The sequence below is a fragment of the Roseibium sp. genome (genome assembly GCF_025698965.1).
In the GTDB taxonomy this organism is placed as follows: Bacteria; Pseudomonadota; Alphaproteobacteria; order Rhizobiales; family Stappiaceae; genus Roseibium.
The window spans coordinates 1-13,481 of sequence record NZ_JAILWL010000131.1 but is presented as its reverse complement, the minus strand read 5'-3'; the positions used below and the strand labels follow the sequence as shown (position 1 = coordinate 13,481).

Below are 13,481 nucleotides of genomic sequence, written 5' to 3'. Positions count from 1 at the left end.
CGGAGACAGAATTTCCGCGCCGCGGTTTCCCGACTTGAAGCCATGCGAGCCATAAATCGCCTCCATGACTTCTCGTTCCAGCTCATCGGGGGGGTAAACAACGGTGACATTATCCCCGAACAGCGCTTCAAAGAGCCCGCTTTTGCGGACGAACGGCGTTGTAAGAACACCGATCCTTGAACGTGCAGGGGACAGCGCATCAATGGTTTCCCTGATCGCATCGGTCATGCTGATCAGCGTAAGATCGAGTTCGTCCTCCATTTCCTGAAGGAAACAATGGGTGATGAAGCACGGCAGCAAAGCCGCATTGCACCCTTCGCGCTCCAACCTTGCCAAAGTGTCGAACACATAAAGTTTCCGATGAGTGGGATTGTAGTTGACCTCCATGGGCGTGACCGGTTCGCGCATAGGTTTTTGCTCGAAAATCAGCTCCCGGTGATCGCCTTCCGATCTTACCGGGGTGGATTCCACAATCCGATAGAGCAGGTCCGCACCCGAGAGCGCACCAAGGCCGCCAACGATTCCCAAGCGAAGGGTATCGGCAGGTTTCATTCGATATTTCCCCCTTCGCCAAAACCCAGATGCGTCAGTGCAATTGCCACCTGATCGGCGGACAGCACCGGTTCAGCGGCAGCCTGCAGGCTCAGATCATTGGCTTGTGCATGTTTTGCAAGCTTGGTCGCAGCCTCATAGCCGATGATCGGTGCCAGCGCGGTCACGTGCACAAGACTGTTTTCCAGCAAGGTCTGGCAGCGCTCTTCGTCGGCAACGATACCGTCAACGCAACGGTCCGACAGGACATTCATTGCATTTGTCAAAGATCCCATGGTTTCCAGGACCTTATGGATAATGACAGGTTCCATGGCATTAAGCTGGAACTGTCCTGCTTCCGCGGCCATTGTTACCGTCAGATCATTCCCGATAGCCTGGTAACAGACCTGATTGACCACCTCCGGGATGACGGGGTTCACTTTCCCGGGCATGATGGATGACCCCGCCTGGACGGCTGGCAGCACGATCTCACCGATCCCGGCCCGAGGGCCAGAAGACATGAGACGCAGATCATTACACACCTTTGAAAGCTTGATGCCGACCCTCTTGAGCGTACCGGAGAACATGACAAAGGCGCCAAGGTCCGAGGAGGCTTCAATCAGGTCCGCCGCAAGCGTAAGCGGTTCGCCGGTAATCTCCCGAAGATGCATGACGGCCGTTTCGCCAAATTTTGCCGGAGCGTTTATACGCGTGCCGATTGCCGTACCGCCCAGGTTCACCTCGGTCAGCAGGCGCGAAAGATCGCTCAGGCGGTCAACATCCTCATTGATGGTCGTCGCGAAACCTCGGAACTCGGCTCCAAGGGACATCGGAACCGCATCCTGCAACTGCGTTCGCCCGACCTTTGTAATATGATCGAACTCTTCAGCTTTCCTGCCGAGAGAATTGCTCAGGTTGGACATTGCCTGAATGAGGGGGCTTATCCGGGCCAGAACCGCCAGACGGATCGCGGTCGGGTAAACGTCATTGGTGGATTGGGATCGGTTCACATCATCATTCGGATGAATTTGGCTGTAATTTCCCTGCTCCTTGCCGAACTTCTTGAGGACAAGATTGGCGATGACTTCGTTGGCGTTCATGTTGGTGGACGTGCCCGCACCGCCCTGCATGACATCAACGACAAACTGTTTGCGATGCTGGCCGTTCAAAATTTCGTCGCAGACTGCAGCGATGGCATCGGCCTTCGGGGCGGCAAGCCCGCCGAGATCCCTGTTTGCGAGCGCACACGCTTTTTTGACAGCCGCCAACCCCATGATCAGTTCGGGATAGTGGCTGATCGAAACTCCAGTGATCGGGAAGTTTTCCAAAGCGCGCTGAGTTTGACTTCCCCAGGCTGCGGTGTGCGGAATTTCGACAGTCCCAAGGCTGTCCGTTTCGGTTCTTTTTGCAGTCATGACCGTTGTCTTTTCTGTTCGCATCAAATGCCCCCAACCGGTGTGGTGCATCTCAGACTGGAGTGAAGGCTTTGCTTGAACAGGCTATTTCTGCGAATGTTGCAGCGCCATTACCAACTGCGCATAGGCATTGCAAAATTTGCAAAGGCGTTGAATCCTTCTCGCTGACGGATAAAGGGAGCCTGGAATGGAGATCGATTGGTTGGAGGATTTCCTTGCCCTTTCAACGGCCGGTGTGTTTGCGCGCGCGGCGGATGCACGCAACATCAGCCAATCTGCTTTTACGCGCCGCATCAAAAACCTGGAGAATTGGGCGGGCACGCCGCTGTTTGACAGGAGCGTGCACCCAGTGGAGCTCACTGCAGCCGGCAAGGCGTTCCGAAAGACCGCAATCGAGACCGTGAATGCGCTCAATCTGACCAAGGACGACATCCGCAGTCAATCCCGCCGCGAAGCCGATACGCTCGACTTTGTGGCTCTCCACACTTTGGCGATCTCGTTCTTTCCGTCCTGGCTCAATCAAATGGTTGGGCATCTTGGACCCGTCAAAACGCGATTGGTCGCCGAGAATTTCTCAGGCTGCGCCGAGGCCATTCTCAACGGCAGCGCAGATTTCATGCTCTGTTATTCTCATCCGTCCGTACCGACGATTTCAGACGAAAGCCGGTATCCATCGGCGACAATCGCCAAGGACAAGATCATCGCTGTCAGCGCTGTAAACTCCGCCGGGGATGCAAGTTATAACCTCGACGGTGCAGACGAATTGCCGTACCTGTCCTATCCGCCTGACACGTTTCTCGGGCGCATATCACGGGTTTGCCTGGATCGGGGCAGCCTTCGGGATGTTTTTACGACCACCTATGAAAACTCTGTGGCCGAGGCGCTCAAGTCAGCATGCTTCGAAGGGCATGGAGTGACGTTTCTCCCGGAAAGAGCCGTTAAACGAGAGCTGGCTGAAGGCAAGCTTGTCAGAGTGAGCAAACCGGAATTCGAAGTGGAAGTTTACGTCAAGCTCTACCGTTCGATAGAGCGCTCAAGGCCGCAGTTGGAACGATTCTGGAGGCTGAGCCAGAAGCAGCCGTAAAATTGGTTTCATGAGGCCTCTTTCGCGAAGCTACAAGCTGCACATGAGTTCTGCACCATTTTCCAGAACTGCTCGACAGCAGGGCGGCTTCTCTCCATGTTGCGAAAGAGTTTGATCGACATATGGTGTTCCGAGCGGGCATCGCTGATGCGCACAAGGCTTCCGTCATCGAGATGGGATCTGATGGCCATCTCAGGCAGCCAGGCTACCCCCAACCCCTCTAGGCAGGCAGCTTTTTGTGCTTCCGCAACCGAGTTTTCGCTTTGGGTTTCAAGTTTGTCGGCCAGACCGGATTCTTCAATGACGGCCCAGCTCAACCGGCCAAGAAAACTCTCGTAAGGATAGGAGAGGAGAGGGAGTTTTCCCTCCTGCCCGAAATGGAAGAGTGCTCCGCCATCCGTATCGGCACGGGAAACAGCGACCAGGCAATCATCGGAAACAGTGATCGATGGATACCAGGCATCTTTGGTCAGCGCAGCCATTGATGGATGGTCATAGCTCAGCATGAAGTCAACATTGCCGGCTGTCAGGGTTTCAACGCAATCCGAGAAATTGTCGACAATGAAGTTGGTCTTAATCGGCCCGATGGATTTGGATATTCCCTTTATCCAGGCTGGCACAAAGGAGATTGAAAGCGTATGCAGCACCGAAAAGCGTAACGCTTCTCCCTCACTGTTCGAATGCTGTTTTAGCTCCTCGCGAATCTGGCGAAGTGTATTGATCGTTTGGCACGCTGTAGCCCGAAATGCTTCTCCGGCAGATGTCAGGACAACGGGGTGAACGCTCCGGTCGAAGAGTGGTGTGCCAACCCAGTGTTCCAGGTTCTTGATGCGCCGGGTAAAGGCAGACTGACTGACGCGTCGGTTGTGCGCCGCCTTTGCAAAAACGCCTGCAGTTGACAGGGCGAGAAAATCTTCCAACCAATCAATTTCCATAAGTCCGCTCCCTGGAACACAAGTGAATGTAGTTGCGCAAGGCAGCAGCGGACATTGCAAACTTTGCAATCGTATTGCGAAAATTATCGCCTGGCCGAGCTTCGTCTGGTTTGATCGCAAATCTGTATCGTCCGTCGGCAAGGCCTGTCTCGTCGATGAGTAACCTGCTCAGATTTCGTGGCGAGGGGATTGGCGGTTTTGGTGTCGACGAATTGATACTCGGTGCCGGTATCCTCGCTTTGCGAGACAAGTCATTAGCAAGGTCGAAATTGGCAAACTTCTTTATCCAATTTTTGTTGCGCAATTACCGCGCCCTGCGAGTATTCGTCGCAAGGGGTGGATTAGACCTTTGTCTAATGCCGGGTCTGGAGGCAATGTACCGCCTTCGGGGCAGAACATCAGGACGGGACTGATATCTTGGCACAGGGGTCTGAAAACGGGTCGTCTTTTCCATCATTTAAGACATCACCGCTGCGGGAGCGTGTATTGGGCGAGGTGCATTCACGTCCTTTCCGCCCACTGGGCGGTCCGCGAACGGTTCTGCATTACGCCTTTTTGACCAACACCGCGGAGGCTGTTGAGGATCAGGCCTGGTTTTCGGAATTCTGTATTTCGCACGGAAGCCATGGCCCGGCTGGTGGAGCTCGCCACCACACCCTGCCATTTGGTGGTGGTACCCTGAGCTGGGAGCAGCATGCGGAATTTACCACCTACACCTGGGACGGGGCAGCCAATGCGGAGAGCGTTTTTGGCAAGGTTCCGGCAACGCACCCGTTCGGCGCTGCGTTCCGGGCTCCGGGAAATCTGCTGGTTGCCGTCCGTCTGGAGCTAAGAAACTGGGAAGATGGGGAAGCTTGGCGGAACCAGTTTGATGGCGGCAGCCTGACGGTTTCCAATCTGGAAGGCGGTGCCGCGATGGTCGCAACCGATTTCCGCCAGGACGGTGATGGCCTGACACGGTTTCTGGTTCTGAACAGGACCTTGAGTGACGTGCAGTCCGGCGCGGTGGTGCAACGGCTTCTGGAAGTGGAAACCTACCGTACCCTTGCCATGCTGGGTTTGTTTGAAGCAACGAAGCTGCAACCCGAAATCAGGGGATACGAAATCGAGCTGGCGGAACTGACCGGGCAGATGAAGGATACGTCCGCGCTTGGAGCCAACCAGGATCTTCTGGACAAACTGTCCGCGTTGGCAGCGTCTCTGGAAGCAGGAGCAACAGCAAGCACATTCCGTTTTGGTGCAAGCCGAGCCTATCACCAGATCGTCAAGGCGCGTTTTGAAACACTTAGGGAGGAGGCAGCTCCGGGCGAACTCTCCATGGCGTCATTTCTGGCACGGCGTCTTTCGCCGGCCATGCGCACCTGTCAGGCAATTGAAGACCGACAGGCGATGCTCTCCCGCAAACTCGCGCGTGCGACAACGTTGCTTCGGACGCGGGTCGATGTAGAACTGGAACAGCAGAACCGAATTCTTCTGCAATCCATGAACCGCCGGGCGCGGCTGCAACTGAGACTGCAGCAGACGGTGGAGGGACTGTCGGTCGCAGCGGTGAGCTACTATGTCGTCGGCCTGTTTTCCTATCTGGCCAAGGCTGCCAAGGAGGCGGGGTTGCCGGTTCCCAACGCAAGTGTGACAACAGGTCTTGCCGTGCCCATCGTTGTGCTTTTGATCTGGTGGATCGTTCGTCGCATCCGGCAACATCACGGTGAGCATTGATCCACAAACAAAAAAGGCCGGGAGACCCGGCCTTTTCGTGTATTTACCGCAAGTCTTATTTGGTAGTGCCGTCTTCGTTGAACTGTGTCAGGTAGGCAATCACGTCAGCACGATCTTGTTCCTTACGCAGCCCGGCAAAGGCCATCTTGCCTTTCTTGATCAGGTCCTTCGGTTTGGTCAGGTATATGTCAAGGTTCTCAACATCCCAAACCTGGCCGTCGCTCAGCTCAATAAGGGCTTTGGAATACTTGTATCCTTCAACCGCACCCCAGGAACGGTCAACGACGCCGTTCAGCTGCGGGCCGACCTTGTTCTTTGCGTTCTCGCCCACAGCGTGGCACGCGGCGCATTTCTTGAATACTTTTTCACCCTTCGCAGGGTCGCCTTCCGCACTTGCCTGAATGGTCAGGGCCAGAAGCGCGGTTCCGGCGATTGTCAGCAGTCGCTGCATGTGTGTCTCCCTCAGTTTGGGTATTAACCCGCCGGTACAGAACAGGATGTCCAGACTGTATGCAAGTGACGCACAGTCGCATCTGCGTGAGTAAAGGATCGTGGATTGTCAGTCCTTGAGCAAAATCAACTGGCTCTTGCATTGCTCGGCAGGCGGAGCCATTCCTCCAGCCCGCCGTCCCAATAAGGAGACGACCCGTAGAGGCTTGCCAGGAAGTCAATGAAAACCCGAACCTTGGCTGGAAGAAACTGGCGACTCGGGTAAACCGCATAAAGTCCGACATCCTTCGAGGCGCGGTACTGCGGCAACAGGATCTGAAGCCGTCCATCCCGCAATTCCGGGCCAATGTCCCAAGTGGATCGAAGGGCAATGCCGACACCTTCCAACAGGCACTCACGCACAACTTCGTTGGAATTGGTCTTGACCGGAGCATGGGTCCGCACGGTTTCAATGCCGTTTGGTCCTGCGAGACGCCAAGGGTCCTGATTGGTTGCGGCAATCGTGACGTGATTATGCGTCAGGTCTTCGATGCTCTCCGGTATCCCCCGTTTTTCCAGATAGGCCGGACTTGCACACAGGATCCGGTGAACCGGAGCAAGGCGGCGGGCGACAAGACTGGAATCGGAGAGTTCAGCAATTCTGACTGCGAGATCGTAGCCGTCGCCGACGATATCGACGAAATCGTCGGACAGATCGAGATTAATCGAGAGATCCGGGTTCTCGCTCAGGAACCGGCCGAGATGAGGTGCGATATGCATGCGGCCGAAGGATGTGGGAACGGCAACCCTCAGATTGCCGCGTGCTTTCGCCGATCCGCGCGAAACGAAGGATTCTGCTTCTTCGACGGAAGCCAGAATGGCGATGACGCGTTCATAAAAGCCCTGACCCGCTTCCGTCATGGCAATCTGCCGCGTTGTTCGTTGTAGTAACCGGGTTCCAAGTTTTTCTTCAAGTCTACGAATTCGTTTGGAAACCACGGCCGGTGACAAGTTCATCTCACGTCCAGCTGCAGACATGCTGCCCGCACTGACAACTCGGGCGAAGATTTCCATGTCCGTCAGATTGCTCATTTTCAATCTCTCAGAAAGATTATTATTGTTTCCGAACGTTCTCCTTGGCCGACATGCTTGTCAAAACTCAGGAAAGCGATGATCTACCAGCTCTTGCTACGGAGGAGCAAGCCGAGTGGATCATCGCGTCTGGAAAGAACGCGCTCATCCCTGACCGTGAGTGCAGTGCCGATATGTGATCACAATGGTCTTGCCAGGTGAAGAAATACCGCTTTTACGCTCCACCTATCGCTCCGCGGCAGCCGTTGGGTAGCGTTTTTGAGGGCCTTGTTGCCGCAACACGGACCGGCAGCTGCGCTTTCACTGCGAATTCAGGAACAATTCGAACATAAAGGTGCGGTCAATTCTGGAATTCTACCGCCCGGCGTGTAGTCTCTTCGCATTACGTTCAACTCGCATTCTGAAATTGGAGCGCAGGTATGGAACAACAGTCCGATGTTGCAGGCTACATGGAGCCGGGGGAGAAAAACGTCACCCTCGTCTATATCTTATATCTCGTCAGTATTCTGGTTGGCATCACATCGCTGATCGGTGTGATCTTTGCCTATATGAACCGCGGCAAAGCGGGTGGCTGGATCGATACTCATTACACATTTCAGATACGGACATTCTGGATCGGCATTTTGTTCAGCTTGATCGGTTTTGTTTTGATGTTCGTCTTCATAGGAATTTTCGTGATCATCGCTACGCTTATCTGGGCGATCATTCGTTGCATCAAGGGTCTGCAGCTTGCTGCCAGACGCGAAGAGATACCAAACCCGCAGACCTGGATGTTCTGATCAGTCAGTCAGTCAGGCAGGCATAAGAATGGGGTCCGTTGCCAGGGAAACGGACCTTTGCACTGTTGCGTGAAGATTTGGGTCATCTCGTCGTCAAACAGCGAGCATGGCTCTGCTTTTGCAGGTGACACTCGCATCCAGCCGGAGATGCCAGGCCGTCAGGTTTCACGTGTTCCGAGCTGTACCGGCGTCTTGTCCGGTTCGCAATCGGGCGCCTGTCCCGCCAGGCGCAGCGTACGCTCCAGCAGCTGTTCGTAAACCGGACGGCCGCCGAGATGATGCGCTGCCAGCGATGCAGTTGTGCAGGTAACGAGTACGGGCATGATCAAGGCATATGCTCCGGTCAACTCCATCACCAGGACGACGCCGACAAGTGGCGCGCGCACCGAGGCAGCAAAGAACCCGCCCATGGCGGCCACCGCGCATGCGGCCCGGAAGTCCTGTTCGACCGGAAGTGTTTCGATGGCCGCGACGCCAAAGGCCAGGCCTGCGCAAGTCGCGATGGACAGCATCGGCGCGAAGATCCCGCCCGGCACTCCCGAGGCATAGGAAAACAGAACGCCGCCAAAACGCAGAAGCGTAAGAAGCAGCAGGGCAAGAATACCGTAGTCGCTGATGATCAGATGGTGAACCAGGTCCTCACCACCTCCTGTCGCGTCGGGAAACGCGTTCAACAGCACGCCGGTAAAGCCGCCGATCGCAAGTGCGGGTAACCAGCGCAGCCCTTTCGGGATCTTCTGAAACTGGTCCATGACGGCAATCAATGCCCAATTGAAAAACACACCCAAAGCGCCAAGAACGCCTCCCATTATCGCCAGGATTAAGTAGCTCCAAACCGGTATGTAGGAGACATCCACGACAAGGAGCGGGCCGGTATGGGTGAGCTGTTCGGTGATTGCCGCACTCAGGATCGAGGCAATGATCACGGCCATATAGGTGCGGTAGCCAAAGGGAAACTGCCGCCGCGTTTCTTCAACGATAAACAGGATGGCTGCGAGCGGCGCGTTGAAGGCCGCGGCAAGACCGGCAGCAGCACCGGCGGCGAGCAGCCCCTTGTGATCAGAGCTTGAAATGTCATGGGATTTGGCAAGCGCCTCTGCCGTCATGGCTCCCATGTGGATCGTCGGACCTTCGCGCCCCAGCACAAGTCCCGATCCGAGGGCAAGCAAACCACCGAAAAACTTTGCGACCAGAACACTTGCCCAATGCACCGGCCTCTTGTCTTCCATCGCTCCTTCGATTTCCTGAATGCCGCTGCCGGCAGCTTCCGGCGCGACGCGCTGAACGATTAGAAAGGCCCCGGCAACACAGACGGACGAAATCCCGATCGAAACGAGATAGGGGAGGTAGCCTGACCCGAGAGAGCTTCTCAAAGAGGCATAGTGGGCAAACAGAAATTCAAGACCGGCGTGAAAGCCGGTGGCCAGTCCACCGACAAGAATTCCGACCAACGCTGCCTTCAGGAAATAGGCCGCGTCGGATCGGGGAGAAAATATGTCGGAGTTTCCTGTCATGTATCGTGCCGACCTGAAAATGAATGCGGGAACAGGAGAATCGATCATCCCTGAAGCAGGGTGCAAAGAAACCGGGAACTGTGCAAGAGAGGCTTGCCCGGCAAATGGAAACGCGCGGCCGGGCCGCGCGTTGTGTCATTTGTTCGGCAGTCAGCGTAGGCGGTGCGTGATCAGATCACGTGGACTGTCGTGCCGACGCCGACGCGCTGGTAAAGGTCCATGACATCCTCATTGCGCATTCGGATACAACCGGACGAAACAGCGTGTCCAATGGTCCAGGGCTGATTGGAGCCGTGGATGCGATAGAGAGTCGAGCCGAGATAAAGTGCACGTGCGCCAAGAGGATTTTCAGGCCCACCAGCCATGAATGCCGGCAGATCGGGACGGCGCTTGCGCATGGCAGCCGGCGGTCTCCAGTCAGGCCACTCCGCCTTGCGCGTGATCTTGTGCGTTCCAGCCCACTCGAAGCCTGGTTTGCCGACCCCGACACCGTAGCGGCGTGCGGTGCCATCCTTCTGTACCAGGTAAAGAAAACGTGCATTCGTATCGATGATGATCGAGCCGGGTTTGCGTGACCCGTTGTAGTCAACCACCGTCGGCAGGAACTGCGGCGCGACCTGCCGAGACTGACGCTGAGGTTTGGCTTGCTGACGCACAGGCTGCTGGCGCGGTGACCACCAATTGGCACGCCGTACTTTCGGTTGCTGCACCTGACGGCGCTGGACCGGCGCGGTGGCGCGGCGCTGAACGCGCGGCTGCAATTGCATCACCCAGGGTTCTGTCAGGTTCGGACTGAGGACCAGGGGAGGCGGGGCAACCTGTCCGGCAACCGCCGGTGTTCCGGCAAAGCCGGCGCTGATAATCATTGCTCCGGCAAGGAACAGAAATTTCTGCGAACGATTACACTTAAAGAACATGGCAGTACTCTTAAACTTGTCATCGACCACGCTAGACGGCTTTTAAGACCGCCGGTTAACGGATTGGCAAGGATAATAGACGTGCCGGATCATTCAAAAGTGAATCACACGCAGGGAAAATCAGTAATTCTTTCCTATGGTTAGTTCTTTCTTGAAAAACAGCCTTAACGGAGTCCTGATGACCTCGAGTTGAGCGCAAGTCTGCTGAAAACCAGGATTGAATTCTTTGAGTTTTCCGCAATTCCTTGGTTAACGAACCCGTCTGCGGGCATCACGCGCAACCAGCGGCAAAATCTGCTGTGTTTGTTGTTTGGACATGCCGGGCTTGATCCGCGGATCATAGAGCATGTTCAAAATGATCTGATCAAACACGGTAAACCTGCTGTGGCGTGAAGAATCGTTAAACACTGAATGGGTCAGGTCTTCGTCGTCATTCATGGGGCCAAGCCCTTGAAGAATCTCTTCGACCAGGCAGCGTTTGAACAGAAACTCACCTTCGTCGGAAACAATCACGGCCGAAGACCGCTTGATCCCTTTCCGGCCCGAGACGACACGGACAAGACACCGTCCGGGAACTTTTGCCCGGTCGTTCTTGTAGACGTCTCTTTTTACCACCGGCTCGTATTGCGCGCGGTCGACTACAAAGATTTCGAAATTAGCAGTGTTGGGATCGTTGGTGATCCCGGCCGACAAGCCTCCGACCCGCCGGTCGATCTCGCGCACAAAACGGTGCACGATCGGTCGTCTGTCGCGCATCGACAGGTTATGGACGTAAAACCGGACCGGCTGCGTGAATTTCTTGACCAGATATGGCCGCCAGCTCCAGCTTCTGTATTCGAGCCCGAACACGGTCTTTTCAAAACCGCTTAGCAACTCTTCAGTCGAAAAGGTCTGACTTGCGGCGCGAGCCTGGGACGCGACCAGAAATCCGGAAAGAAGGAGAAAAGTCAGAAAGAAACGCATTGCTTTCATATACGTCAATTCGCCGTTGGCAACCATGCTGGATTGAAGTTACTGCGCCCGTTCTGCGGAACTTGCCCCGAAAAAAGATAGCTAAAGCATTTCACTTAAGGAAGCCAATAAACCGTTACCAAAGATCCATAAGCATTGTCAGTTCCGACAGGCGCCGGAAAAACAATTCTTTAAACTTCCCAAGATATAAAGAGGAAACATTGAGATTTTAATGCACCTGCAGGGGCAAAGGTGGGGAGTAGGCATGGCGGCGGTCAAACGATCTTTTCGGGCGGAAAGCCTGATACGTATGAGTAATGGGGCAAATGATGACCCCGCCTTTGCAGACGAACGCCGTCACCAGGAACTCATGGCAGAAATTGCAAGCCTGAAAGCGCTGATAAACAGCGGCCCGGGCGACCAGCAAAATGCTTTGGACCCCGAGGCCATGAGCGAAAAGTTCATGTCCGAGTTCCGCAAGGAACTTTCTGAAGCCGCAAAGCTGAAGGTTGAGCTGGACGCGATCTACGAGGCCATCGCTCAAACCAAGAAGGAAATCGCAACCCTTCATCAGACCACCGGAGCTGAAGGCGAGGAGATGACCCGCGTGACCAACGAGTTGGACGCGGTTGTTGATGGAACGGAGGGCGCAACGGAGTCTATACTCTCAGCTGCCGAATTCATCGACGAAACGGCCAACACCCTGTCCGCGCGCTTGCAGGACCAGGATGCAGAGCTTGCAGGAGATATTCAGGACAAGGTCGTCCAGATCTTCGAGGCCTGTAACTTCCAGGATCTGACGGGTCAACGGATCACCAAGGTGGTCGGCACCTTGCGCTTCGTCGAGGACCGCATCATCCAGATGATGGATATCTGGGGTGGAATTGAAACCTTCAAGGATATCTCGGTCGAAGAACGCGACCTCAAGGAAGGCGATGCCGCCTTGCTCAACGGTCCGGCACTGGAAAGCGACACCGATGTCGCGACACAGGACGACATCGACGCCCTGTTCGCCTGATCTGTTCGTACATTCGAAACATCAACCCGGCCATTGGCCGGGTTTTTTGTTTGGCGAATTACAAAAGCCTCTGTTTGGACTTGTGCCCTTGGTCCTTCAGAGTTACACAAGAGAACAAATAGTGAATATCGGGTGTTGCATGGCTGAACGGAAATCGGACAAAGGCGCAAAACCGGAACGTGATCCTGTGACCGGATTGCTGGAAGGCGGGGACGGTCGGAAGCGATGCTGGTGGCATGGCGGTCTTGAGGATTATCAGCATTACCACGACACCGAATGGGGTTGGCCGGTCGATGAAGATCGCCGCCTTTTTGAAAAAATATGCCTCGAAGGCTTTCAGTCCGGACTTTCATGGCTGACGATCTTGCGCAAGCGAGACGCGTTCCGTGCGGCCTTTGCGAATTTCGAGTTCGAGAAAGTCGCCCGGTTCACCGAAGCCGACGTTGAAAGATGCCTGAATGACGCAGGCATTGTCCGACATCGCAAGAAAATCGAGTCGACCATCAACAATGCCAATCGGGCTCTCGAGCTGAAGTTGGAATTCGGGACATTGGCCGCATATTTCTGGTCGTTTGAGCCTATGCCGGATGATCGACCGGAAAAGATCGATTTTGAAACCGCAAGAACACTCGGCAAGACCGCAGAAAGCACGGCGCTCTCAAAAGACCTGAAGAAACGTGGCTGGAGTTTTGTCGGGCCGACCACCGTCTACGCCTTCATGCAATCGATGGGCATGGTCAACGATCACCTGGAAGGCTGCTGCTGCCGCGATGCAATCGAAAACGCGCGGGCGCAGTTCAAGCGGCCGGCACGGTCTTGACGGCCGCATCTCGATCAGGCGCATCAATCGACAGCCGAATAGCTCCGTACTTCCCTTTGGAGCAATTGTTCTGGAGCGTCAGCCGCCGACTTTTTCCTTAAGTGGTGCAAACAGCGGGTTTTCACGCGAGAAGACATAATCCAGTGTCTCCACGGTCACCGTGTCCGCACCTTCCTCAATCAGCAGCTTGGCGCAATCGGCCACGGCGTCTTTCGGGCACAGCACATTGACACGGTGCTTGTCGTCAGCCTCGGCAAAACGCTGCAGCGCGCCAACTTTG

Annotated in this window: 13 protein-coding genes and 1 pseudogene; 5 read left to right on the top strand and 9 right to left on the bottom strand. The window is 55.3% G+C overall.

Translation table 11 applies throughout. The features are described from left to right. A partial coding sequence (locus tag K5905_RS12635) for an aspartate/glutamate racemase family protein (protein ID WP_297584318.1) occupies nucleotides 1-552 on the bottom strand: 552 nt, incomplete at its 3' end. Beyond that, a complete protein-coding gene (locus tag K5905_RS12630; RefSeq protein WP_297584316.1) occupies nucleotides 549-1,946 on the bottom strand; it encodes an aspartate ammonia-lyase in 1,398 nt (465 codons plus the stop codon). The genes K5905_RS12635 and K5905_RS12630, both read right to left, overlap by 4 nt. Nucleotides 1,947-2,133: 187 nt before the next feature. On the opposite strand from K5905_RS12630, the gene K5905_RS12625 reads away from it, so the two are divergent. Next, complete coding sequence (locus K5905_RS12625) at nucleotides 2,134-3,030, top strand: LysR family transcriptional regulator (RefSeq protein WP_297584315.1); 897 nt, start codon at nucleotides 2,134-2,136, stop codon at nucleotides 3,028-3,030. An 8-nt stretch (nucleotides 3,031-3,038) separates the two neighbouring features. On the opposite strand, the gene K5905_RS12620 is transcribed toward K5905_RS12625, so the two are convergent. Then, nucleotides 3,039-3,965, bottom strand: a complete 927-nt coding sequence (locus tag K5905_RS12620; RefSeq protein WP_297584313.1) for a LysR family transcriptional regulator — start codon at nucleotides 3,963-3,965, stop codon at nucleotides 3,039-3,041. A gap of 417 nt (nucleotides 3,966-4,382) precedes the next feature. Here K5905_RS12620 and K5905_RS12615 point away from each other — a divergent pair, with 417 nt between their 5' ends. After that, on the top strand, nucleotides 4,383-5,681 hold the full coding sequence (locus K5905_RS12615) for a DUF3422 family protein (RefSeq protein WP_297584311.1): 1,299 nt from the start codon (nucleotides 4,383-4,385) through the stop codon (nucleotides 5,679-5,681). Nucleotides 5,682-5,736: 55 nt separating this feature from the next. On the opposite strand, the gene K5905_RS12610 is transcribed toward K5905_RS12615, so the two are convergent. Further along, nucleotides 5,737-6,132, bottom strand: coding sequence for a cytochrome c family protein (locus K5905_RS12610; protein WP_297584309.1), 396 nt, complete (start codon nucleotides 6,130-6,132; stop codon nucleotides 5,737-5,739). A 125-nt stretch (nucleotides 6,133-6,257) separates the two neighbouring features. Further along, nucleotides 6,258-7,202 carry a LysR family transcriptional regulator gene (locus K5905_RS12605; RefSeq protein ID WP_297584307.1) on the bottom strand — a complete coding sequence of 315 codons (945 nt, stop codon included), beginning with the start codon at nucleotides 7,200-7,202 and terminating at the stop codon, nucleotides 6,258-6,260. A 419-nt stretch (nucleotides 7,203-7,621) separates the two neighbouring features. On the opposite strand from K5905_RS12605, the gene K5905_RS12600 reads away from it, so the two are divergent. Further along, nucleotides 7,622-7,981, top strand: a complete 360-nt coding sequence (locus K5905_RS12600) for a hypothetical protein (RefSeq protein WP_297584305.1) — start codon at nucleotides 7,622-7,624, stop codon at nucleotides 7,979-7,981. Nucleotides 7,982-8,139: 158 nt separating this feature from the next. Here the strand turns inward: K5905_RS12600 and clcA are convergent, their stop codons facing one another. From clcA to K5905_RS12585, 3 genes are all read right to left on the bottom strand, one after another. Next, nucleotides 8,140-9,495, bottom strand: a complete 1,356-nt coding sequence (gene clcA, locus K5905_RS12595; protein WP_297584303.1) for a H(+)/Cl(-) exchange transporter ClcA — start codon at nucleotides 9,493-9,495, stop codon at nucleotides 8,140-8,142. Nucleotides 9,496-9,665: 170 nt separating this feature from the next. Beyond that, nucleotides 9,666-10,361 carry a L,D-transpeptidase gene (locus tag K5905_RS12590; protein ID WP_297584320.1) on the bottom strand — a complete coding sequence of 232 codons (696 nt, stop codon included), beginning with the start codon at nucleotides 10,359-10,361 and terminating at the stop codon, nucleotides 9,666-9,668. Nucleotides 10,362-10,661: 300 nt separating this feature from the next. Next, entirely contained in the window at nucleotides 10,662-11,384 is a 723-nt protein-coding gene (locus tag K5905_RS12585) for a DUF2927 domain-containing protein (RefSeq protein ID WP_297584301.1), read from the bottom strand. A gap of 244 nt (nucleotides 11,385-11,628) precedes the next feature. Between K5905_RS12585 and K5905_RS12580 the strand changes: the two genes are divergently transcribed. Further along, nucleotides 11,629-12,381, top strand: coding sequence for a protein phosphatase CheZ (locus K5905_RS12580; RefSeq protein WP_297584299.1), 753 nt, complete (start codon nucleotides 11,629-11,631; stop codon nucleotides 12,379-12,381). A gap of 139 nt (nucleotides 12,382-12,520) precedes the next feature. After that, a complete protein-coding gene (locus K5905_RS12575; protein ID WP_297584297.1) occupies nucleotides 12,521-13,201 on the top strand; it encodes a DNA-3-methyladenine glycosylase I in 681 nt (226 codons plus the stop codon). Between the two features lie 78 nt (nucleotides 13,202-13,279). On the opposite strand, the pseudogene K5905_RS12570 reads toward K5905_RS12575, so the two are convergent. Further along, nucleotides 13,280-13,481 (bottom strand): annotated as a pseudogene (locus K5905_RS12570) (ATP phosphoribosyltransferase); the annotation flags it as partial.

Bases quoted from the DNA above. Each gene is read 5' to 3' on its own strand.
- K5905_RS12630 (WP_297584316.1), bottom strand. From the start codon at position 1,946: ATGACTGCAAAAAGAACCGAAACGGACAGCCTTGGGACTGTCGAAATT.
- K5905_RS12625 (WP_297584315.1), top strand. From the start codon at position 2,134: ATGGAGATCGATTGGTTGGAGGATTTCCTTGCCCTTTCAACGGCCGGT.
- K5905_RS12620 (WP_297584313.1), bottom strand. From the start codon at position 3,965: ATGGAAATTGATTGGTTGGAAGATTTTCTCGCCCTGTCAACTGCAGGC.
- K5905_RS12610 (WP_297584309.1), bottom strand. From the start codon at position 6,132: ATGCAGCGACTGCTGACAATCGCCGGAACCGCGCTTCTGGCCCTGACC.
- K5905_RS12605 (WP_297584307.1), bottom strand. From the start codon at position 7,202: ATGAGCAATCTGACGGACATGGAAATCTTCGCCCGAGTTGTCAGTGCG.
- K5905_RS12600 (WP_297584305.1), top strand. From the start codon at position 7,622: ATGGAACAACAGTCCGATGTTGCAGGCTACATGGAGCCGGGGGAGAAA.
- clcA (WP_297584303.1), bottom strand. From the start codon at position 9,495: ATGACAGGAAACTCCGACATATTTTCTCCCCGATCCGACGCGGCCTAT.
- K5905_RS12590 (WP_297584320.1), bottom strand. From the start codon at position 10,361: ATGATTATCAGCGCCGGCTTTGCCGGAACACCGGCGGTTGCCGGACAG.
- K5905_RS12585 (WP_297584301.1), bottom strand. From the start codon at position 11,384: ATGAAAGCAATGCGTTTCTTTCTGACTTTTCTCCTTCTTTCCGGATTT.
- K5905_RS12580 (WP_297584299.1), top strand. From the start codon at position 11,629: ATGGCGGCGGTCAAACGATCTTTTCGGGCGGAAAGCCTGATACGTATG.
- K5905_RS12575 (WP_297584297.1), top strand. From the start codon at position 12,521: ATGGCTGAACGGAAATCGGACAAAGGCGCAAAACCGGAACGTGATCCT.